The sequence below is a fragment of the Cohaesibacter haloalkalitolerans genome (assembly GCF_003574655.1).
Taxonomy (GTDB): Bacteria; Pseudomonadota; Alphaproteobacteria; order Rhizobiales; family Cohaesibacteraceae; genus Cohaesibacter; species Cohaesibacter haloalkalitolerans.
Map to the genome: position 1 here is coordinate 608,665 of NZ_QNUM01000002.1, position 22,262 is coordinate 630,926.

A 22,262-nucleotide genomic window follows, 5' to 3' on the forward strand; every position below is an offset into this window, starting at 1 on the left:
CAAATTGTCGCATAAATAGTATCCGCGACCGGGCAGGAAAAGGGGACTGGACGACATCGTCCATCCTCGTCCCATGAAACCGGGGGAGGCATGCCACCCCCGATCAAAGTTTCTTCCTACTGGCCGCCGCCACGGGTGTGGACATAGACAGCCAGAGACTTGATCGTAACCGGATCAAGACGGGCTTCCCACGTCGGCATCACGCCCTTGCGGCCGTTGGTGATGGTCTCAACGATCGTTGCGCGATCGCCACCATAGAGCCAGATGGCGTCTGTCAGGTTGGGCGCGCCCATTTCCTTCAGACCCTTGGCGTCCTCACCGTGGCAGGAGGTGCAGTTTTCCTGGAACAGGGTTGCCCCTTCTTCAAGATTGGCACCGGCCGAAGGCTCCTGACCGGAAATGGACAAGACATAGTCGGCGAGCGTCTGGATCTGCTCCGGCTCGAGGATCTCGTCACGACCGAAGGCGGTCATGTCGTTCAAGCGGGTGTCATCGTGGGTCGAGCGGATACCAAACCGGATGGTGGTATAGATATCCTCGATGGTGCCACCCCAGAGCCAGTCGTCGTCCAGCAGGTTGGGATAGCCCTTGCCGCCGGCAGCGCCGGATCCGTGGCACGCCGCACAGTTGTCACCGAAGGCCGCAGCCCCCTGCGCAACCGCAAACTGACGCAGGTCGTCATTGGCGAGGATCTCCTCGACAGTGGCGTCCTGCAGGCCAGCGCCCTGCTCCATGCGTTTGGCGATCAGGCTGTCATAGGCCTTGATGCCGTCTTCGCGGTTGGTATGGCCCAGATAGCCCTTGGTGTAGCTCGACACCATTGGCCAGGCCGGGAACAACACCCAATAGCCAATCGCCCAGACGATACAGGCATACCAGGTCCACAGCCACCAGCGCGGCAGCGGGTTGTTGAGCTCCTTCAGGCCATCCCATTCGTGACCGGTTGTTTCTACCCCGGACAGGTGGTCTATATCTTTTTTGTGTTCACTCATTCTCAGTCCTCCCGCAGTGGCATCTGGGCTGCATCATCGAACCGCTTCTTGTTGGTGGGCCAGAAGGTATAAGCCAGCACACCGGCAAAGATCAGCACGAAATAGAGCAAGCCCCAGGTCTGCGCGAAGTTAGCCAAAGTTTCATAGGTCGACATGAAGCTGCTCCCTAGCGAAGGTCCGCCTTGTCATCATAGATCGAGAAATCGACCAAGGTGCCAAGCATCTGCAGGTAGGCAACAAGTGCGTCCATTTCGGTCACCTTTGCCGGATTGCCATCGAAATCCCGAACCGTGGGTTCGCGGGTCTGGTCGCCAATGGTCTGGCCATAGCGTTCCAGGAATGCGTCCACATTGTCGTCGTCAGGATTTGCCTGAGCCAGCATGTCGGCCTTGGCATTGGCAATCTGTTCATCGGTGTAAGGCACGCCCACCATCCGGTTGACCTTGAGGTCAGCGGAGATGTCTGGCACCTTGAGCTCCCTCTTGGTCAGGAATGGATAGCCTGGCATGACGGATTCCGGAACAACCGAACGCGGGTCCGTCAGGTGACTGACGTGCCAGAGATCGGAATATTTGTTGCCCACGCGCGCCAGATCCGGACCTGTACGCTTGGAACCCCACTGGAAGGGGTGGTCGTACATGGACTCGGCTGCGAGAGAGTAATGGCCGTAACGTTCGATTTCGTCACGCATTGGGCGGATCATCTGTGAATGGCACAGATAGCAGCCTTCGCGGATATAGATGTTGCGACCAGCGAGTTCGAGCGGGGTATAAGGGCGCATGCCCTCAACCTTCTCGATGGTGCTTTTCAGATAGAAAAGCGGAACAATCTCGACCAGACCACCGATGGCAACCACAATCAGGATGCCAACGAGCAGCAGCATGGAGTGGCGTTCGAGAATGCCGTGTTTATTCATCAAAGACATGCCAACCACTCCTTATTCTGCAGGCACCAGCGCGGGATCGGCGGCATCTTGTTCCGCTTTCTCGCCAACGCGAATGGTCATCCAGATGTTATAGGCCATGATCACGGCACCGGTGACGAACATCAGACCGCCAATGGCACGGATCATGTAGAATGGATGCATGGCTTCCACGGTTTCGATGAAGGAATATTCAAGGAAGCCGAGCTTGTCATAGGCGCGCCACATCAGGCCCTGCATGATACCGGAGACCCACATCGAGGTGATGTAGAGCACGATACCAAGGGTCGAAATCCAGAAGTGCCATTCGACAAGCTTCGTGGAATAAAGGCTCTTGCGGTTCCACAGCCACGGAATGAGGCAGTAGATCGCGCCGAAGGAGATGTAGCCAACCCAGCCAAGAGCGCCCGAATGCACGTGACCGATGGTCCAGTCGGTGTAGTGCGAAAGGGAGTTCACGGCTTTCACGGACATCAGCGGCCCTTCAAAGGTCGACATGCCGTAGAAGGCCACGGAAACAACCATCATGCGCAGAACAGGGTCCGTCCGCAGCTTGTCCCATGCACCGGACAGCGTCATCAGACCGTTGATCATGCCACCCCAGGACGGCATCCAGAGGATGACCGAGAAGGTCATGCCAAGGGTCTGCGCCCAGTCCGGCAGAGCCGTATAGTGCAGATGGTGCGGTCCGGCCCAGATGTAGATGAAGATCAGAGCCCAGAAATGCACGATCGACAGACGGTAGGAATAGACCGGCCGCTCGGCGCGTTTCGGGATGAAGTAATACATGATGGCCAGGAAGCCGGCTGTCAGGAAGAAGCCCACCGCGTTATGGCCGTACCACCATTGAACCATCGCATCCTGTACACCCGAAAAGACCTGATAGGACTTGATGCCGAAGATCGACACGGGAATGGACAGGTTATTGCCGATATGCAGCATGGCAATGGTAACGATGAAGGCGAGGTAGAACCAGTTGGCCACATAGATATGCGGCTCCTTGCGACGCCAGAGCGTTGCCAGGAAGACCAGCAGATAGGCCACCCAGACAATCGTCAGCCACAGGTCGGCATACCATTCCGGCTCGGCATATTCCTTGGACTGGGTAGCGCCCAGCAGATAACCGGTACCGGCAATCACGATGAAGGCGTTATAACCCAGAATGACGAACCAGGGCGCAATCCGGCCCGCAAGGCGAGCGTGGCTTGTGCGCTGGACGACATAGAAGGATGTCGCAAGCAGAACGTTGCCGCCGAAAGCGAAAATCACTGCAGAGGTGTGCAGTGGACGCAAACGGCCGAAGCTGGTCCATTCCAGGTCGAAGTTCAGAACCGGGAAGGTCAGCTGCCAGGCGATGATGTCGCCGACAAGGAACCCGGCAATGCCCCAGAAAACGGCAGCAATGGCGCCGAACTTGATCGGCCCGAGATTGTATCCGCTTTCCACCGCATCGGCTGGACGCTTGAAATATGAATTGAAAATCAGGAACACCCCGATTGCCGAGAAAAGCAATCCGATGCCTGCGTGAAATGCCATGACGCCATCTACCGCTTTACCGGCGATGACAAGGCACGCGAAGGCCAATGCAGTCAGGAATCCTGCAAACAGGCCTTCTTCCAAAGAAAGTCGTTTCGCTGTGTGAGCCATCTTTCAGTCCCATCTGTGGCCCAAACCTCCCCATGAAGTCGGGCAACAGCACCATTGTAAAGTCACCTGACGACACCCGGATGCCGGCAATTTCAGGTTGATCTTTGAGCACACTTCCCCCAAACGGGTTAAAAAACCCTAGGGATCGCCCTATTTTTACGCTTTGACTCATATCAACGGAAAGGGGGGGGGGCTGCGCCAATGTGCGACCAGTTGTCACAGTTAAAGCACGCATTGGTGCACGCTCTTGTGATTTATGTAAATTATTACAATTACTTAATGTTGAGTGACCCGGCCTGTCCATTTGGTCGCATGCTGCTTAAGTGGCAGAAAAATATTCATGAGCCATGCACTTTATACACGGTTATCACAAAGCCTTCTGAGGCAAATGGAAAAATCAGGATCCAAAATGCCATTTCAGCTCGCCAAAAGGCTTATGTAGAATCACGATTTTCCTTTAGTCTCAACGAGATAAACCGCAACCAAAATACTTCTTTTGCGGCACGCCGGGTTTTGCCGAGCCATGACAAACAGTCATGACTAATCCTGCGCCCCGGTGCCTCCATTTTGATCATCCGCCGCTTTGGAGCGCTTCTGCGTCAGCTTCGAGACGATAATCGGGGCGAAAATGACGAGCCCCAGATAGCGCACCAGATGATGGCCGGTGACATAGGCCGGGTTGAGATTGATGAGGAAGGAGAGCAGCACCATCGTATCAAAGCCGCCCGGCGCGAAAGCCAGCACAACCTGACCGATCGGGAAGTCCAGCAGCTCGGCGCACAGGATGGCTGCTACGGCCGAGACACCGGCGGATGTCATCAGGGACAGCATCGAGATGCCCGACAGGCGCACGAGATCCCTGACGGAGATGGAGGCAAAGCGGCCGCCGATATTGATGCCGACCGTCAAATAGCCGGGAATGGTAAACCAGTTGGGAAACGGTTCGTGATAGACGCCCGTCAGATAGAGCGTGCCGGAAACGGCGACGCCAGACAGCATCAGACCGGACGGAATCTTCAGGCGCAGAGCGATGGGCGCCAGCAGGGCAACACCGAGGATCATCAGCCCCAGATGCATGAGATCCAGTGTCATGGTACCCGGCCCCATGCGGCTGGTCGTGCCATCCGTGAAGGGGGCCAGAATGATCGGCAGCACCGAGATCAGCACGAACACCCGCAGGCTTTGCGCGATGGCCACCCGGGTCATGTCTGCCCGGGAATCCTCTGCGATGACAATGATATAGCTCAGCGCTCCGGGCAGAGACGAGAACAGGGCCGTCTCGTGATCCCAGTGTCCCACCTTGCGCAGCACCCAGTAGGCGGACGCCGCGATGGCGACCACCGTGACCGCCAGCATGGCAATACTGAGCGGCCAGGCGGCAATGGCCTGAAGCATGTCGGGAGAGAAGCCCGACCCGAGGATCAGCCCCACCTGAGCAAAGCCCAGATCACGCAGCAGATTTGGGAATTTGTAGCGCAGCCCTGCAAGTGACGTGATGGCAACTGCCAACAGCGACCCGGTCAGCCAAGCTGCCGGAAAGTCGATCCAGTGCGCAATCGCGCCCCCTGCAAAAGCAATTGCATAGAGTGCAACCACCTGAAACGCGCGCTCCCCCAGCTTCTTGTCCTTGATGGTCTGCATCCACCCGCGAGCCGGCTTCTGGTCATTTTCAGGAGGCATGGAACGATCACAATCAAGGCAGCGCTGAAGGGACAAACGGAACGGGCAGGGAAAAGTTCGATGGGAACGATCACTCCCCGGGGAGTTGCAGAGGCAAGAGGTCGCGGCAATCAGCTTGCCAAGAGGGTAATCCTCTCCAACAACCGAAAGGCGCTAACCAGTTATCATCCATGCGACATGTTGGCAAGTTGGCAAATACTGAAGGGGTAACGGCATAATGCCTCATTCCGTGCCATATTTCTGCCGCCGTCCTCGCAACATGGTCTGGCCCTGAACAGGCCCCGAATACGAGGTGGTAAAGATCCCCTGTTTTCTGTTCGTGCCAAAGCTGCTAAAAGCAAACTTGCACCCGCTTTGCCACTGGCAGCCTTGGAGCCACTGGCAGCCTTGGAGCCATTGGTGGCTCTGGAGCCATGTTGGGCGCATTTGCAACACCCGTTCACGAGACATACATGCCGATCATCTGGACAAGACGCATTCTCAGCCTGTTGCTTCCCCGCCGCGTGAAGCCAGCGCCCTATGTGCTGCTGGTATGCGCCCTGTTGGCGGCGTGTTCAACCCCGACCGGCATCAAGTTCACCTCAGGCCCCCTTGCCAGTCAGGATATCGAGGCCGTGCTTGTGGCCACGACCCGCGCTCCGAACGGGCGAGCCGATTACAGCGGCGACCGGGACGGCAACTTGCATCTGATGTCCTATGGCATCTCGATACCGCCGATCCACAAGATCGGACAGATCGAATGGCCGAAGGGTGCGCCAGATCCCAAGCGCCATTTTGCTGTCGCATCGGCTGACCCGTTTGCCACCCCGGCCGCCTTTCAGGCAACCCTCGGCCAGATGGCCGATGCAGCCAAAGGGACGGGAAAAGGAGCACGTCGCTCCGCCGCCCTGTTCGTGCATGGCTACAATACGGACTTTTCCGAAAGCCTCTATCGGGCGGCACAGCTGCGCCATGACTTCGGTCTGAAGATGCCACTGACGCTTTTCAGCTGGCCTTCCGCCGGAGAACCAGGCCTCTATATCTATGACCGCGACAGCGTGAAGACCTCGCGGGACCAGCTTGCCTCTCTTATCCGGCTGATGGTCAAGGCTCCTGTTGACGACGTGACGCTCATAGCCCACTCCCTCGGCTCCGAGCTGTTGATGGAGACCCTCAGGCAGCTTGCTCTTGAGAATCGCGGCAGCCTGCCCTCGAAAATCAGGTCCGTCATTCTAATTTCGCCCGATCTCGACATCGATGTGTTCAACGCCCAGCTCAATGTCATCAAGACGCTACCGCCCGAATTTGCGATCTTTGCTTCGCAGAAGGACAAGGCTCTGCAGCTTTCCAGCTTCCTTGCCGGTGACAGGAACCGCGTCGGCAACAATATCGATGAAACCAAGATTCTGAGAGCAGGCATCACCGTGTTCGATGTGTCGGACTTTACCGGCGGCGATGGCATGAACCACATGACCGCAGTGACCTCGCCCAGCCTCGTTGCCCTGTTGAAAGGCATGACGGCGACCAACCAGCGGGTCTTCCTTCAGGCTCCGGGTGAAAAGACAACCTTCTCCGATGTCGTCGTCGACACGGCGACCCTGCCCCTGACTTTGGTGGTCAAGACGACCAGTGCCATCCTGCACCAATGATACCCGTTCATGCCCTGCCAGCACGCCGACGCGCTGGCGGGGCAACTCCACCCATCTCCGGCGATCATAGACGAAAGCCTGTGATGACAATTTGGTAAGAATTGACAAGGCTCAAAGTCGCCCAGCCAATCCGGGATCTAAATGCCGCCATGACCAACGTACCCCTGAAATATGCAACGCGCTCTGTACCGCGTTATACCTCCTATCCCACCGCCCCCCATTTCTCCAATGAGGTGGGTGCGGAGACCTATGAGCACTGGCTGGCAGAGATTGATCCGCAAAAGCCGATCTCGCTTTATCTGCATGTGCCCTTCTGCGATTCCATGTGCCATTATTGCGGTTGCTACACCAAGGTGACCAAGCAGGAAAAGCCGCTGCGGGACTATACCGAGCATCTGGTGCGGGAGCTGGAACTGGTGGCCAGCAAACTGCCCGGCAATCCGCCGGTAAGCCACATCCACTGGGGCGGCGGCACGCCATCCATCCTGCCTCATGACTGTTTCCTCAAGGTGGTCGATGCCCTCAGGCGGCATTTCCGCTTCCTTGACGATATGGAACATGCCATCGAGCTGGATCCGCGCACTGTCACTGCTGAGCTGGCCGAAACGCTGCGGCAGGCAGGCATCACCCGCGCCAGCCTCGGGGTGCAGGATTTCGATCTCAAGGTGCAGGAAACCGTCGGGCGCGTGCAGCCCTATGAACAGGTCAAGGCATCGGTGGATGCCTTGCGCGCCGTCGGCATCGAAAAGATCAACCTTGATCTGATGTATGGACTGCCCTTCCAGTCCCTTGAGACCATTCGCAAGGCTGTTGATCTGACCGTCAGTCTGGACCCGTCGCGGCTGGCCCTGTTCGGCTATGCCCATGTGCCATGGATGAAGAAACATCAGCGGCTCATTCCGGAAGACAAGCTGCCGAATGCGGAAGAACGGATTGTTCTGTTCGACGAAGCCTCAAAGGCTCTGATGGAGCATGGCTACGAACAAATCGGTCTTGATCACTTTGCCAAGGCTGATGACCCGCTGGCCATTGCTGCGCGAGAAGGCTCCATGCGCCGCAACTTTCAGGGCTACACGACAGACGAGGCGGATGTGCTGATCGGGATCGGCGCTTCCTCCATCGGCAAGCTGCCGCAGGGCTACATTCAGAACAGCCCGGATTTTGGCGGCTGGGAACGGGCGGTCGATGCTGGTCAGCTGCCGATTGCCCGCGGCCTCGCGCTGGATCAGGATGACCGCGCACGGGCCGCCATCATCATGTCGCTGATGACCGCCTATGAAGCGAACGTCGCCGGGATTGCAGAAGCCTATGGTGTTGCTCTGGAGCCGCTGCGCGCCTGTTATCGTCAGCTGGAAGAGCTGCAGGCAGACGGAATTGCCGAACGATCCGGCGACATCATCCGGGTCACCCATGCCGGGCGGCCACTGGTGCGACTGGTCGCGGCCGTATTCGACGCCTATCTACAGACCGGCAAGGCTCGTCACTCCGTCGCGGTCTGAGCGCTCACCAAACACACAAAAAGGCCTCGCCGGACTATCCGCGGGGCCTTTTTCATTCCTCAAAACGACTGATACGCGATTTCCCGACAATCAAGAAAAGCACCTACGACAATTGTCCTAGTGCGCGTATGGAACAGGCAAAATCCGGCCTTGACCTAACCTTTTGATTAGGTGCAAACACGCATTTACACGCTTTTGTTGTGTGGATATCTCTCGGAGTGTAGTTAGTTTCACCTAACTAGAATTTTCCAGTCAAATGGCACAGGCCACAGACATTCATCACACGAATGCGGTCCTGTTTTTCCATCGTGATGACTTTGCGGCGCTTCATGTCGGACAGTACGCGGCTCACCGTTTCAATGGTCAGGCCGAGATAGTCGGCAATTTCCTGGCGGGTCATGTAGAGCGTGACAACGGATTCGTCCTCACTGTCGGACTGAGGCCCCGTGCAGGCAAAGCCGCCACGGTTTGGAACGAAACGCATCAGAAAGGAGGCAACGCGCTCGTGGGCGGACTTGCGGCCAAGAAGCACGGCGTGGTCATGCAGATTCTGAACCTGGGAAATCAGGCATTTTTTCATATGCTGCTGGATTTCGTCCGAGCTGTCCGCATCCTTGCGGGAGATCATGTGGACGAGCGTCTCTGTCAGGGTTTCTGCTGAAGTATCATAAACTTCGCCTGCAGGGACGCCAAAAAGGTCACCCGGACCAAGGATCTCGACAACCTGTCTGCGGCCATCCGGCAGCAGTTTGTAGAGCATCACGGAACCGTCTGCGACCTCGTAGATATTGTTGGCCGGGTCACCTTCGAAAAAGACGACGCCATGGGCAGGAAAGGTTTTGTGTCTGCTCTGTTCGCTTGACATGATGCCTTTAAATTCGGATTCGATGGGGAAGGAAGATCGACAATTGGCCCCGCCGGTCTTGAAGTCGGCCTTGGGCATTTTGACTATACGTTCTTCCGGCATCACTCGTTTTCTCCCGATTCAGGCCGCAGCGGCCTCAGAACCAATATAATTATTTTCAGAAGACTGTCAGCAGCTATACGACAACTTGACCTTCGTAGCAATCTGTCCAACTGAAAATACTTATTACACGTAATTCTACCTACACCAACAAATTTTGCAATCAAAACATGGTGACAGGCCCCGCGAGAGATCGGGTTCAGGGCATGAATACGCAACGGGCATGCCCCATAAAGAGCCAGAACTGGCACTCCGAGAAAGATCTGGAAAGTCTGGAGATGGGAAGAAAGTCCACGCCTTCAAAAGGGCGGCAAAATAAAAAGGACCGGGATTGCTCCCGGTCCCATTGGCCATTGCCCCTCAACTGACAGCACATCCTGTGTACTATCAGTTGATGAGTGTCCTCCTTGTTGGCCCCTGTCCACGCTCCGGCTCTCTCAATAGATGCTCGATGGTGGCAGGTTGGCCGATCAATGGCCGGTCAGTACAATACGAACCAGATCAGCCGTATTGCGTGCTTTCAGTTTTTCCATGATGCGCGCCCGATGCACCTCGATCGTACGCGGAGAAATGGCAAGATGCTGGCCAGCTTCCTTGTTGGACGCCCCTTGGGTAATCTGCAACAGGACATCCCGTTCACGCGGGGTCAAGGTTTCGGCGCGCGGGAAGCTCCAGTTGGTTAGCGTCGACTGACCCGGGTCCGGAGCCTTGTTGGCAGCAGCCAGAATCTTCTCGATACGATCGACCACCTGAGTGCCATCAAACGGCTTCTCGATGAAGTCATGGGCACCCTGCTTGATCGCAGCCACGGCCATCTGGATATCGCCCTGACCGGAAATGATCATGACGGGGGCCGAGATGTGACGCGCAGCCAGCTCCTCCAGCACCTCCATACCGGACCGCCCGGGCATATGCACGTCAAGCAGGATGATGGAAGGAACCGATTCTTTCAGGTTGGCCAGAAAGTCCTCACCGTTGGAGAAAGTCTCAACGTGATATCCTTCCAGCTCGAACAGAACCGACAAAGCGTCCCTCACAGCAGGATCATCATCAACGATATGGATAGAAGGATGTAAGTCAGTGGTCATGTTGTCTTCGCCTCTTGGCTTTAATCAGGCTCTTAAGGGGCCAGTGAACTCTGTTGGGGGCTGCCCGGTTGTTTTTCTGTTTCCGTACCTTCTGAAGGAGAAGACCTGACAGAAGGCTGGGAGGCTATGGGTAGTGTCAGGACGAAGCAGGCTCCCGGCTGCTTGTCATCAAAGGGGGCCAGCTCAAGGCTGCCACCATGGCTCTGTGCGATGGAGCGGGCGATGGCGAGGCCGAGCCCCATGCCGTTGCGCCGTTCCGAATTGAAGGCCTTGAACAGGTTGTCCCGATGGCTCTCGGGCACGCCCGGACCGCTGTCCTTGAAGCGAACAACCAGCCGGTCACGACCGTCTCCCTCCGCAGAGGGGGCCACATCAAGGGTGATGGTGATGGCCTTGGTCTCGACCTTCTGCATGGCCTGAAAGGCATTGCGCAGCAGGTTGAGGAAAATCTGCTCGATCTGGACCGGATCGACCCAGGCCATGGGAACATGATCCGGAGCGATGAGATCGACCTGCACATCCGTCGCCGAAAAACCGACAAGCGCCAGTTCGTGCGATTTGCGGATGATCTCCACGATATCGACGAGGCTGCGATCAGGTTCCTTTTTCTCGATGATCGAACGGATGCGCTGAAGCAGCTTGGAAGAGCGCTGCGCCTCTCGCACGGCACGGCCGCACAGATCCGTCAGCTTTTCAATTTCCTGCTTGCTGCAGGGTTTCATCTCGTCATAGGTCTGCAGCTTGCGCTCGATGGCCTGTAAATAAAGGATGATCGCTGTCAGCGGCTGGTTGAGTTCATGGGCAACGGTGGCGCCCATCTCGTCCATCGCATTGATCCGGGTCATCTGATTGAGTTCGGTCTGCAGATTGCGCAGCCGTTCCTCGGTCTGCTTGCGGCCGCGCAGGTCGCGCATCACGCCGATGAACTGTTTGCCATCTTCCGTCTCCGCGACGCCGACCGACAGGTCAAAAGGGAAGGTCGAGCCGTCCTTGTGACGACCGACAACCTCACGCCCGATGCCGATGATGGAATGTTCCCCGGTGCGCAGGTAGCGGTCCACCCATCCGGCGTGATGGGTGGAATATTGAGGAGGCATCAGGATATCAACGGATTTGCCGATCACCTCTTCTGCGCTATATCCAAACATGGCTTCAGACGCCTTGTTGAACAGAAGAATGCGGGACTGATCGTCCATCAGACAGACAGAATCAGCGGCCACATCCAGAAGGGACGTGAGACGCGAATCAAGTTCACCAAGTGGTCGAAATGGACGCTCCTGCCGGTCATAGGCTTGGGTGTGCATCCTCTTGGGGCCATTTATGGTCACAGACTCGTTCATTCTTTCTGCTTCTGCGGACACGGACCGGTGCTGGCGGCGCGTCACCGTTGATTCTAGGTGTTATTACTAAGTCTAGCACAGATTACCGGGTCATCCATTGGGTCAATCGGGAAATCGCCAGATCCAATCTGTCCGGATTTGTCGCAAAACATAGTCGCATAAATGCGGACCCGCTTTGACCAAACGCAAACCCTGGCGCCAAACCAACATTTGCTTCATCAACCAGCCGGCGCGCGAGCTGTAACGCGTCAGGCTCTCCCTCCAGACCGAAAAAGTAGTAGAAACTCCCCATGGGTGGGGCATGGCGTATGGCGTTCTGGCCTTCAAAGGCCTTCAAAAGCTTCTCGCGCCCAACGCGAGCCCGCTCTATTTGCTCAGCAATAAACAATTCACCTTCATTGAGAGCGACTGTTGCTGCCCGCTGCATGAAGGGGGCGACACCGGAAGTGGAACACTGGATCAGGTTGCCAATCACCAGCTCAAGCGCAATCGGAGCGCCAAGCCAGCCGACGCGCCAACCAGTCATCGCCCAGTTCTTCGACATGCTGTTGACAAACAGGATCTTGTCATCGTCATCGGCGATTTCATAGAAGGACGGCGCGTTTTCCCGATCCTTGCCATAATAGAAGCGCGTGTAGATCTCGTCGGCGATGATCCAGATATTGCGCTTGCGGGCAAAATCGAGAATGGCTTTGAGCTCATCAAGGGTCGCCACCCAGCCGGTGGGGTTGTTGGGCGAGTTGATGAACAGGGCCCGGGTCTTGTCCGTGCAGGCATCGAACAGCTCGTCAATATCAAGCTTCCAGCCTTCCGGGTGGAAATGCAGGGCCAGATCAACAGGCTTGCCACCAGCCACAACCACGGCGGAGCGAATGTTCGTCCAGGCAGGAGACGGCACGATGACCTCCTCGCCAGCGCTGATCACCATGCGGACGGCCATCTGGATGGCCTGCATGCCCGACCCGGTGATCGAAAAGCGGTAGGGGTCGAACGGACGGCCATAAAGGCGCTCATGATAGGCTGCAATGGCAGAGCGCAATTCCGGGATACCGTTCTGATAGGTATAGAAGGTCTCGCCCGCTTCCAGTGCCTCTTCCGCCGCCTTGCAGATGAAGTCCGGTGTGGGAATGGCCCCCTCGCCGATCCAAAGGGGAATGACATCGCCCTTGCCCTGGGCATAGGTCTTGATGCCGACGATGCCACTGGCGGGCGCATTTTGCGCTTCCGGGCTCAGATGGCTCAACAGATCATTCATTGGGGTAGCAGAAGGCGCAACTTGATTTTCTTGATTCATGACAGGCTCTGGAAAGTAGGGGATATTATTAGAATTATTCGAGTATTTCAGCCAAGGGACAAAGCGGCGAGCGCTTCCGGATTGGCAGGAAGGATGCCTATCTTTGCGATCTTTGTGCCGAGAGCGCAACAATGCTGCCCAGAATTTGTGGTTCACCGGACCGATCGATTGACCGGTTTTCCACCAAAATGACCGCAGCACAGTGATGAACCCATGAAGATGACACAACTTTCCAGCTCTGGCGGACAGGCCGTGCCAGGAAATGAACCGGATCCAGAATATAGGCTGGATCAAGACAATGTGCAGCGACAGTCCAACGGCCTTTGTACGAAACGAGCCAGCCTTTTCCCACCTTTGTGTACTTGTGCTCAAAAACTGGTCTAAATTTCTGCGCGAACGAAGCTCTTTCTAGCCGAGGCGTTTTTTCTTGTGCTATATCTTTGATAACTCGAACAAGGATCAGGCTTCATGCTTCAGGGCTGGGTGGTTGTTCTTACAACCCTTCTTTATATCGGGCTTCTGTTTGCCATCGCGTCTTATGGAGACCATCGGGCACGGAACAAGTCGGCAGACCAACGCCATCCAAGCCTGTATGCGCTGTCGCTTGCGGTCTATTGTACCAGCTGGACCTTCTTCGGATCCGTGGGCATGGCCAAGGCAAGCGGGCTTGATTTCCTGACCATCTATATCGGCCCTGTCGTTGTCTTCACGCTCGGATATCCGCTTGTCTGGCGGATCATCCGCCTGTCCAAGACCGAGCGGATCACCTCGATTGCCGACTTTCTGGGCGCCCGCTATGGCAAGAACCAGCAGGTGGCGGCTGTAGCCACCATCATCGCCGTGGTCGGCACGATGCCCTATATCGCCCTTCAGCTGAAGGCGGTCGCCACCTCCGTTGCCACGCTGATCCAGCATATGAACATCGCCTTTCCGAACGGCTCGGTGCCGGTTCTGGCTGATATCGCCTTCTTCGTGGCGCTGGCCATGGCCGTTTTTGCCATCCTGTTCGGCACGCGCCATGCGGACGCCACCGAGCATCAGGGTGGGCTCATTCTGGCAGTTGCAGCCGAGAGTGTCGTCAAGCTCGTGGCCTTTCTGACCGTCGGGCTGTTCGTGACCTATTCCATCTTCGATGGCCCTTACGATCTGTTCTCCAAGGCAGCCGAGGCTGGCATCTCCATCCACGGGGTGGAACAGGGCCCGGATGCCATCCACTGGATCGTCCTGTCGATCCTGTCGGCTAGTGCAGCATTGCTGCTGCCGCGCCAGTTCCACGTGGCAGTGGTGGAAAACACCTCCAAGAAATCGCTCATCCGCGCAACATGGATGTTTCCGCTCTATCTCATTGGCATCAACCTGTTCGTCATTCCGATCACGCTGGCCGGGCAACTGGTGCTCGGCCCCGGCGTTGATGCGGACAGCTATGTTCTGAGCCTGCCGATGGCGGTCAATGCGGACGTCATCACGCTGATCGCCTTTCTGGGCGGACTTTCTGCCGCGACGGCGATGGTCATCATTTCCTCGGTCGCGCTGGCGATCATGATTTCCAATGATCTGGTGATCCCGCTCATTCTGCGCCGCCATGCCGACGATGCCATTGATGCCCCGGATATGGGGCGGCTTCTGCTCAATGTGCGGCGGGTGGCTATCCTAGTGCTGTTTACCCTCGCCTATGCCTTCTATCGTCTGGCGGTGAACAACAGCTCGCTGGCCCAGATCGGACTGATCGCTTTTGCTGCCATGGCGCAGTTCCTGCCGGCGCTGATCGGCGGTCTGGTCTGGAAACGGGCCAACGCCCGCGGGGCCATTGCCGGGCTCGTCGCTGGCTTCGTTGTCTGGGCCTATACGCTGCTGTTGCCGATGTTCGCCCAATCGGGGCTGTTCCCCTCCGGCTTCCTGACCGAAGGGCCGTTCGGCATTTCCTTCCTTGAACCGCAGGCGCTGTTCGGAACGGATTTGCCGCCGCTGTTGCACGGCGTATTCTGGAGCATCCTGTTCAACTTCATCGCCTATACGGCAGGATCCGTTTCGCGGCGGCCTGAGCTGATCGAACGGCTGCAGGCCAATCTGTTCGTGCCTGATGAACTGCGCCCTTCCCCGACCCTGCGCCTGTGGCGCTCGATGCTGTCGGTTGGTGATCTGGAAGACATGGTTGCCCGTTATCTCGGGGCCGAGCGCACCCAGCGCAGCTTCCGCTCCCACGCTCTGCAGCGGGACATTGTCTATGACCGCAACATGGAGGTCGACCCGCAGTTCATGCGCTTTGCCGAGCAGCTGTTGGCCAGTGCTATTGGCGCCGCCTCGTCGCGGCTCTTGATGAGCCTGTTGCTGAAGCGCCGGGAAAGCTCGCCCAAGGGCACTATGAAGCTGCTCGACGATGCTTCGGAAGCCCTGCATTACAACCGCGACCTGTTGCAAACGGCGCTCAACCATGTGCGGCAGGGCATAGCCGTGTTCGACGCCGACCTGCGCCTGACACTGTGGAACCGGCCTTTCCGCGATCTGCTGCATATTCCCGCCGATTTCGGCCAGGTGGGGACACCGCTTGCCTCGGTACTGCGCCACATCGCAGCCCGTGGCGATCTCGGTGAAGGCTCGGTCGAGGAACTGGTCAGCCATCGTCTCGACCTAATCGTCGTCCAGCAGGCACCCTATCAGGAGAGCATGGCCGGGTCTGGTCTGACGCTTGATATTCGCGCCAACTCCATGCCCGATGGCGGCATCGTGATCACCTTCACCGATGTCTCGGAACGGGTGCGGGCGGAGCGGGCGCTGGAAGCGGCCAACGAGTCGCTGGAGCGGCGGGTCAAGGATCGCACCCGCGAGCTGATGCATCTGAACGATGCTCTGCGCGGCGCCAAGCAGGCCGCCGAAGAGGCCAGCGTCTCCAAGACCCGCTTCCTTGCCGCTGCCGGGCACGACATCATGCAGCCGATGAATGCGGCGCGGCTCTATACGACGGCTCTGGTCAACCGTCTCGAAGCGCTGACCAAGGCAGATGAGGCCAACTCCGGGCTGGCTGAAAGCGCCGTCATGGCGACCAACATCGACAGCTCGCTGGAAGCGGTGGAAGACATTCTGGCGGCGCTGCTGGATATTGCACGGCTTGATTCCGGTGCCATGAAACCTCAGCTCTCGGCCTTCCCGATCGACGAAATGCTCGACCGGATGCGGATCGACTTCGAGCCTCAGGCCAAGGAAAAGGGCCTGACACTGAAGATCGTCTCCTGCGGCCTGCATGTGCGCTCGGACAAGCATCTGCTGCGGCGCCTGTTGCAGAATCTCATTTCCAACGCCATCAAATACACTCCAGAAGGGGAAGTTCTTGTCGGCTGCCGCCGGTTCGAGGGTGCCATCGAAGTGCAGGTGCATGACACCGGCGTCGGTATCCCGCCGGAGCGTCAGGAAGAGATTTTCCTCGAGTTCCAGCGGCTTGACGAAGGGGCGCGCATTGCCAGCGGGTTGGGGCTTGGCCTGTCCATCGTTGATCGCATCTCAAAGGTGCTCGACCACCCAATCCGCCTGATGTCGACGCCGGGCAAGGGCTCGGCCTTTGCCATCAAGCTGCCCGCCTTCCGCCTGCTGCACAGCGCCAGCCGTGCCGAAGCGCCTCGCTCCATGGCCAATCAGCCACTCAGTGACCTGTGCGTTCTGTGCGTCGACAACGAGCCGGTCATTCAGGATGGCATGAAGGTGATGCTTGAGGGCTGGGGCTGCAATGTCAAGACCGCCTCGTCGCTGGAAGAGGCCGAAAAGGTGCTTGAGGAATGCGGCAAGGTGCCTGACGGCATTCTCATCGACTATCATCTGGACAATATGCTCGGCACCGAGGCCTGCGAGAAGCTGCGCATGCGCTTCGGGCAGGAGATCGCCGCCAGCCTGATCACCGCCGACCGCACCACGGAAGTGCGCGACGAGGCCAGATCAAAGGACATGGCCATTCTCAACAAACCGGTCAAACCGGCCCAGCTGCGCGCCCTGCTCAACACCTGGAACATGACCGCCATCCGCCGACGGGCGAAATAGTGATGGTCTGATCATAGAGCCCGGACTGAAAAGGAAGAACCATTGTTTCCGGCGGCATTGATGTGGATCTGGATGACCGGTTGGCCTTCTGTTGCGTGGCTGGGGTATCTGCTTCTGGCTTTGTATTGCCAGAACCTTTCATCGGCCAAGTGGCTACTCGCCGCTCAGGTGCCTCTGTTACTGCTAGCCATACCGGGAACCGTTTGGATTCCTCTTTATATAACGTCCTTCCACTGCACGGGGAGTATGCTCAAAGGTGTTGTCTGCCCGGAACAGACCATCTGGACACAGTTGATCTCCTATCACAGCTTTGTCTGGTTTTATTGCTGGATCTATACGGTGTTTGCTCTGCCGTTTCTGCTGGTGGCTACCGGACTTGGTGAATATGCCCTGCGCAGAAAGGCTATCCGGCGGGCACGCCGAATGTTTCAGTAACGGGCACCCTTGCTCTCGTTTCACACCAGCTTGATAATCCATCGGGCATCCCTCCCGGCGGGCTGGTTGAGACATCCGCCACAAGTCCGAACAGCAAAAGGCCCACGTTCGCCGGAACGCGGGCCTCAAGACATTTCATAAGTCATTTCACCAAACGGGCCTTGCCGAAACAGGCAGGGCTTCGCCTCGAAGACACGCGCCCGGCAAGGCTCAGCTCTTGGCGCCGATGGCCTGCCACTGACCGGCTTCGATCTTGGCGGCGGCGATCACGGCCTGGGTACGGCTGTCCACGTTGAGCTTCTGCAGGATGGCAGAGACGTGGGCCTTGACTGTGGCTTCGGAGACGCTGAGCTCATAGGCGATCTGCTTGTTGAGCAGGCCTTCGGAGAGCATCATCAGGACGCGAACCTGCTGCGGGGTCAGCGTATTGAGACGCTCGACCAGATCGGTGATTTCATCGCTGTAAGGCGCGCTGAGATCAATGCTTTCCGGCACCCATGTCTCACCGTTCAGCACGGCGCGAATGCCTTGCGCGATGTCATCGATCGGCAGGGACTTCGGAATGAAGCCAGATGCACCGAATTCCATGCAGCGGCGAATGGTCGGCACGTCCTCACTGGCCGAAACAATCACCACAGGAATGGATGGATACTGCGCTCGCAGATACAAAAGCCCGGAGAACCCCCGGACGCCCGGCATGGAGAGGTCCAGCAGGACAAGGTCCATGTCTTCAAACTGTTCCAGTTTTCCGCCAACTTCTTCGAGGGTTCCGGCTTCATGGATAGCTATCTGATCGAAGATCGTCTCCAGTGTCTGCCGTAGCGCTCCACGGAACAATGGGTGATCGTCCGCGATAATGATATTAAGCGACGCCTGTTGCACTTTCGGTCCTCCCCAGCGACTGAACGGAATGATTGCACCTTGCGTGAGGTGAACGGCTATCATTCCAACTTGCGCATCCTTCGGTGTCGGAGCCAACCGCCCCTCATCCCGGCGAATACGCGCAACCAAATAACACAAGGCCCCTTCCCACAGGAGACGGGGCAGTCCCTTCAGCGTTTTGAGGACAGTCGGCTTTGCAAGTCAAGGTTTGGTGCCCTGTTTTCCTGTTGACGATGTCGTCAGGATTCTGCCTGTTGCCCCCAAATCAAATTCTGACGACTTGTAGCAAAACCCTATACCCGAATAGGTTGCCGTCAGATCGCTTGGTAACTTTAGTCAAACTATGAGCGGTTGCTTGGCTGTTGGCAAGTCATTGCTTGGATATATTGGCAATTTCATCTATTTAATCAGATATTTCTGCACTGACCCAACCGTTCCGCAGGGGTTGGAGGAAAAAATTCACCACCTTGGAAGACTTCGTATTACATCCCGGGCAAGGTGGTTTACCCAAAGGGAATCGGTCTTTCGTCTCATTCCCCTCGCCTTTACGTCATGGTCAAGCAATTCATGGCTGTATTGGCCCCCCGCTTCCCGACGCCGAGGCAGGACGGGAAAGACATCTGTTCGTTACATTCTCTGCCTAGATTGCCGCATGTATCGGTCTGAAATCCGCTTGCCGTCACATATCGGCCATTCTCTGTTTCGCGCTTGCCGGATTGCTGCAGGTGTCGGACCAAGAAGGCATCATGCCTGAGGCAGGATCAGGACAGCGTATGCGGACAGCGGGGAGTGGTCATGAAACTCTTTGAAACGGCAACATGTTCCAGCCTGCCACAGGTGAGTCCGGATCTGTCGCGGGATATCCAGTGTTCCGAGAAGACCCCGCAAGAGCACCGGGCACTGTTCGCGCGCCTTGACGCCCTGCACCTTCTGGAAACCGGCGGGGAAATGCCGATGCCCCACCCGCTGGCGGATCGGATCACCGTTATGGCCTGGAACCTGCAACGCTGCCTTTTTCCCGAACAGAGTGCCGATCTGCTGCGCCCCCATGATCCGGATGTCATCCTGCTGTCCGAGATGGATATCGGCATGGCGAGGACCCACCAGCGCCACACCGTGCGCGCGCTGGCTGACAGTCTGGGCATGCGCTATGCCTTCGGAGTGGAGTTCTTCGAGTTGGGACTGGGCAACGATCTGGAACGGCGGCTGGCTGCCGATGACCACAACAACTGCGGCTGGCATGGCAACGCTCTTTTGTGCCGACAGGAGCCGGACGCGCTGGCGCTCATTCGTCTTGATGAATCTGGCCTCTGGTTCTGCCCGGAGGATGGCCTTGGCAATGACAGTGTGGCCAAGCAACCGCGTGTCGGCGGGCGATGTGCCATTGCCGCGATCCTGCCGAGCGAGGCAGGCACGATCTGCGTGGCCTCCGCCCATCTGGAAAGCCTTGATGATCCGTCCATCCGCCTGTCGCAAATGGAACGCCTGATCGCGGCGCTGGATGGCTTTGCACCCGGCCTTCCGACCATCATCGGGGGGGATCTCAACACCGCATTCACCCCGGAAGGCGGCGGGACAAAGGAGGAGCCATTGTTCCGGGCTGCGGAACGCCACGGCTTCAGCTGGGCGAACAATGCAAAGGGCACGACGACCCGGCGCAGTCTGCTCACCTACAAGCCGCGCCCGCCCAGAAAGCTCGACTGGTTGTGTGCCCGCGGCTTTGTGCCCGTTGAGGCGGCCATCCTTCCAGCCATCGAGGCAAGCGGCAAGGCGCTTTCGGATCATGAGATCATTCTGGGCCGCTACGCCCTTCCCAATGGTCCGCAGGATGAACGGCAAGATGGTTGACGCCGTCAGGCGCGGCTGTCGTCAAAATCCTTGCGGAATTCCCTGACCACACCAAAGAAGCGGCGCATCATGGCTTCACCCAAGTCGAGAAAGCGCTCGAACTCATCCATCGACTTGCCATCCTTTTCGGCTTCAGCCTGCTTGTCCGCGCCGTCTGCCTTGGGGGTGGTTGTGCCCTGCCCGGCATCAGGGCTCTTCTTGACCTCAGCCGATGGAGTTTCGGGCGGAGATACCTCGGGTTCAGATGCTTCCGGGGCCTTGCTGCTGGCGACGGCCTGCTCCTCAGATTTTGGCGTGGCGGCTTGCTGGTCCGCCTTGCTTGCCAGGGATTGCAGAGCCTCTATCCGCTTGGCCTGCGCAATGGTGCGCTGTTCCAGCCGGTCAATCCGGGCGGTCAGATAGTCAACCTTGTCTTCGAGCAGGATGTTGAGACGGCGCTGCAAGTCAAGGTCGGTTGCCATCCGCTCCATCTCGGCCAGAAGCGGCGCACGCCATTCACTTTCGGTCGATTGGGCAGATGAACTGGCCGGAGAGGTCTGTCCAGCGGTGGGCGTTGACTTTTCCATCGCAAGGCTCGCGCCCGCAGCGCCCTCCGCCTTTGCCCCCCCTAAAGAGAACGCAATACCAGCAAGCAGCAGGAGGGCAGTAGCAATGCCTTGCAACGGTTTTGAAAAAGGCTGTGAAGAGACGACAGTCATCATGCGATTTTCCCGTATCCGAACGGCCTTCATGTGCTCTTGCCATGAGACCCGTGGCCTTTGGATCAGGGCTTGCAGCGCAGTCGCACCAGATGATCGGAGCGAATCTGTCTGTAACCCTTCGGTTATCAGCCATTTTATCAGATCAGGGAAAGGATTTGCAGGGTAAATCAGACCGCGCTGGCAATCTGGTCTTCGCTCTTGCGCTTCTGCGAAACCGACTGGCGATAATTCTCCACCTCGCGATGGATGTGACGGTTCGGGAAACCCAGATGATCCACGCGCCATTGCGTCAGGGCCGCGAAGGTCTTGACCGAGACATTCTGTTCGAGCAGCAGGCGCGTCAGGATCCGGTTGGTCTCGCTGGCCAACAGATGCTCCATGGCATTGGCCGAAAGCCCCGGCGCATCCTTGAGCAACCAGATCACGTCTTCCTTGCGATCCTTGGCGATCAGGGTTTCGAGCAGTTTGTCAAAGGTCAGCTCGCCCAGATTGATCCTGACCAGCAATTCATCCCGTGTCGGATCATCGTTGAGGCCATCGGCCCTGAACAGCCGGGCTTCCATGTCATGCACCAGTTGGTCCAGCGTCCCCTCAAGGGTCGCCTTGGACAGCACTCCAGGCAGGAACGGACACCCCTGCTCGGCCTGCAGGCGCATGCGTGAATGGAACAGATGGTCAGCAAGACAGCGGGCAGCCATGAGCGACTGGATTTCCAGCGACGTCTGGCAGATGATTGCGCACAACAACAGCGCGTTGCTGGAAAAATCGCTGCCGAGATTGCGCAACAGGTCGCTGACGACGCTGTTCTTGGCCCGCGACATCAGGGCATCCACCACCGGCTCCGGCACCCGCTGGCGGCGGGCGATGGCACGCAGGACGGTTTCACTGCGCATCCGGGCGGCCTGCAGCAGGGTTTCCTGACTGAGCATCGGGGAATATTCATAAAGGGTCGTCACCAGCTCGTCATGCTCTCCTGCAAGACGTTCCGCCAATGGCGTGGAAATATGCTGGGTGCGAGCGAGCAGAGTGATGATATCGCGGCGCACAGAAAGGTCGATCTGCTCATAAAGATCCAGCACGAGCGCAGAGAACAACTCCCGCTCGGTGTCCGTCGGAGCCAGTCCCGTTCGGCGCACATATTCTGCGGTCACCTTGCGGATCAGCAGGGACCGTGCGGCAGGATCCTTCTCCTTCGCCAGATGCTGGAACTGTTGGACGATATCTTCAGGCATTCTTTCTCCTCAGGCGCAGAGTGACATGCGGTCCCCTTGCCCCCAAGACGTCGGCCAAAGGCCGGATTAGTCACACTTCACCCG

At 57.7% G+C, this 22,262-nt stretch carries 17 protein-coding genes; 5 read left to right on the forward strand and 12 right to left on the reverse strand.

The window, feature by feature from the left end; genetic code table 11:
* Positions 1-116: 116 nt before the first annotated feature.
* From ccoP to DSL70_RS06705, 5 genes are all read right to left on the reverse strand, one after another.
* The gene (ccoP, locus tag DSL70_RS06680; protein ID WP_119307098.1) at positions 117-992 is read right to left on the reverse strand and encodes a cytochrome-c oxidase, cbb3-type subunit III; all 876 of its coding nucleotides are present in this window, start codon (positions 990-992) and stop codon (positions 117-119) included.
* A 2-nt stretch (positions 993-994) separates the two neighbouring features.
* The gene (locus DSL70_RS06685; RefSeq protein WP_119307099.1) at positions 995-1,147 is read right to left on the reverse strand and encodes a cbb3-type cytochrome c oxidase subunit 3; all 153 of its coding nucleotides are present in this window, start codon (positions 1,145-1,147) and stop codon (positions 995-997) included.
* Between the two features lie 11 nt (positions 1,148-1,158).
* Positions 1,159-1,917, reverse strand: a complete 759-nt coding sequence (gene ccoO, locus DSL70_RS06690; RefSeq protein ID WP_119307100.1) for a cytochrome-c oxidase, cbb3-type subunit II — start codon at positions 1,915-1,917, stop codon at positions 1,159-1,161.
* Positions 1,918-1,929: 12 nt separating this feature from the next.
* On the reverse strand, positions 1,930-3,561 hold the full coding sequence (gene ccoN, locus DSL70_RS06695; protein ID WP_119307101.1) for a cytochrome-c oxidase, cbb3-type subunit I: 1,632 nt from the start codon (positions 3,559-3,561) through the stop codon (positions 1,930-1,932).
* 540 nt (positions 3,562-4,101) lie between these two features.
* Positions 4,102-5,241 (reverse strand): AbrB family transcriptional regulator, encoded by a 1,140-nt coding sequence (locus tag DSL70_RS06705; protein WP_119307103.1) that lies wholly within the window; start codon positions 5,239-5,241, stop codon positions 4,102-4,104.
* 452 nt (positions 5,242-5,693) lie between these two features.
* On the opposite strand from DSL70_RS06705, the gene DSL70_RS06710 reads away from it, so the two are divergent.
* Both DSL70_RS06710 and hemN read left to right on the forward strand, forming a co-directional pair.
* Positions 5,694-6,869, forward strand: a complete 1,176-nt coding sequence (locus DSL70_RS06710) for an alpha/beta hydrolase (RefSeq protein WP_162916415.1) — start codon at positions 5,694-5,696, stop codon at positions 6,867-6,869.
* Positions 6,870-7,018: 149 nt separating this feature from the next.
* Positions 7,019-8,368 carry an oxygen-independent coproporphyrinogen III oxidase gene (hemN, locus tag DSL70_RS06715; RefSeq protein ID WP_119307105.1) on the forward strand — a complete coding sequence of 450 codons (1,350 nt, stop codon included), beginning with the start codon at positions 7,019-7,021 and terminating at the stop codon, positions 8,366-8,368.
* A 238-nt stretch (positions 8,369-8,606) separates the two neighbouring features.
* On the opposite strand, the gene DSL70_RS06720 is transcribed toward hemN, so the two are convergent.
* The 4 genes from DSL70_RS06720 to DSL70_RS06735 form a co-directional block, all read right to left on the reverse strand.
* On the reverse strand, positions 8,607-9,335 hold the full coding sequence (locus DSL70_RS06720; RefSeq protein ID WP_205563173.1) for a Crp/Fnr family transcriptional regulator: 729 nt from the start codon (positions 9,333-9,335) through the stop codon (positions 8,607-8,609).
* A 467-nt stretch (positions 9,336-9,802) separates the two neighbouring features.
* The gene (locus DSL70_RS06725) at positions 9,803-10,420 is read right to left on the reverse strand and encodes a response regulator transcription factor (RefSeq protein WP_119307106.1); all 618 of its coding nucleotides are present in this window, start codon (positions 10,418-10,420) and stop codon (positions 9,803-9,805) included.
* Positions 10,421-10,452: 32 nt separating this feature from the next.
* A complete protein-coding gene (locus tag DSL70_RS06730) occupies positions 10,453-11,760 on the reverse strand; it encodes a two-component system sensor histidine kinase NtrB (protein WP_205563174.1) in 1,308 nt (435 codons plus the stop codon).
* Between the two features lie 82 nt (positions 11,761-11,842).
* A complete protein-coding gene (locus tag DSL70_RS06735; protein ID WP_245418110.1) occupies positions 11,843-13,054 on the reverse strand; it encodes a pyridoxal phosphate-dependent aminotransferase in 1,212 nt (403 codons plus the stop codon).
* Between the two features lie 468 nt (positions 13,055-13,522).
* On the opposite strand from DSL70_RS06735, the gene DSL70_RS06740 reads away from it, so the two are divergent.
* Together DSL70_RS06740 and DSL70_RS06745 are read left to right on the forward strand one after the other, a co-directional pair.
* Positions 13,523-17,080: a PAS domain-containing hybrid sensor histidine kinase/response regulator gene (locus DSL70_RS06740; protein ID WP_119307108.1), complete on the forward strand. Its 3,558-nt coding sequence runs from the start codon at positions 13,523-13,525 to the stop codon at positions 17,078-17,080.
* A 246-nt stretch (positions 17,081-17,326) separates the two neighbouring features.
* Positions 17,327-17,515: a hypothetical protein gene (locus DSL70_RS06745; protein ID WP_119307109.1), complete on the forward strand. Its 189-nt coding sequence runs from the start codon at positions 17,327-17,329 to the stop codon at positions 17,513-17,515.
* Positions 17,516-17,725: 210 nt separating this feature from the next.
* Here the strand turns inward: DSL70_RS06745 and DSL70_RS06750 are convergent, their stop codons facing one another.
* Positions 17,726-18,397 (reverse strand): response regulator transcription factor, encoded by a 672-nt coding sequence (locus DSL70_RS06750; RefSeq protein ID WP_425359340.1) that lies wholly within the window; start codon positions 18,395-18,397, stop codon positions 17,726-17,728.
* Positions 18,398-19,192: 795 nt separating this feature from the next.
* Here DSL70_RS06750 and DSL70_RS06755 point away from each other — a divergent pair.
* Positions 19,193-20,245, forward strand: a complete 1,053-nt coding sequence (locus tag DSL70_RS06755) for an endonuclease/exonuclease/phosphatase family protein (protein ID WP_119307111.1) — start codon at positions 19,193-19,195, stop codon at positions 20,243-20,245.
* Between the two features lie 5 nt (positions 20,246-20,250).
* Here DSL70_RS06755 and DSL70_RS06760 read toward each other — a convergent pair whose 3' ends face one another.
* Both DSL70_RS06760 and DSL70_RS06765 read right to left on the reverse strand, forming a co-directional pair.
* The gene (locus DSL70_RS06760; RefSeq protein WP_119307112.1) at positions 20,251-20,811 is read right to left on the reverse strand and encodes a hypothetical protein; all 561 of its coding nucleotides are present in this window, start codon (positions 20,809-20,811) and stop codon (positions 20,251-20,253) included.
* A gap of 302 nt (positions 20,812-21,113) precedes the next feature.
* On the reverse strand, positions 21,114-22,178 hold the full coding sequence (locus DSL70_RS06765; RefSeq protein ID WP_119307113.1) for a DUF2336 domain-containing protein: 1,065 nt from the start codon (positions 22,176-22,178) through the stop codon (positions 21,114-21,116).
* Positions 22,179-22,262 lie beyond the last annotated feature (84 nt).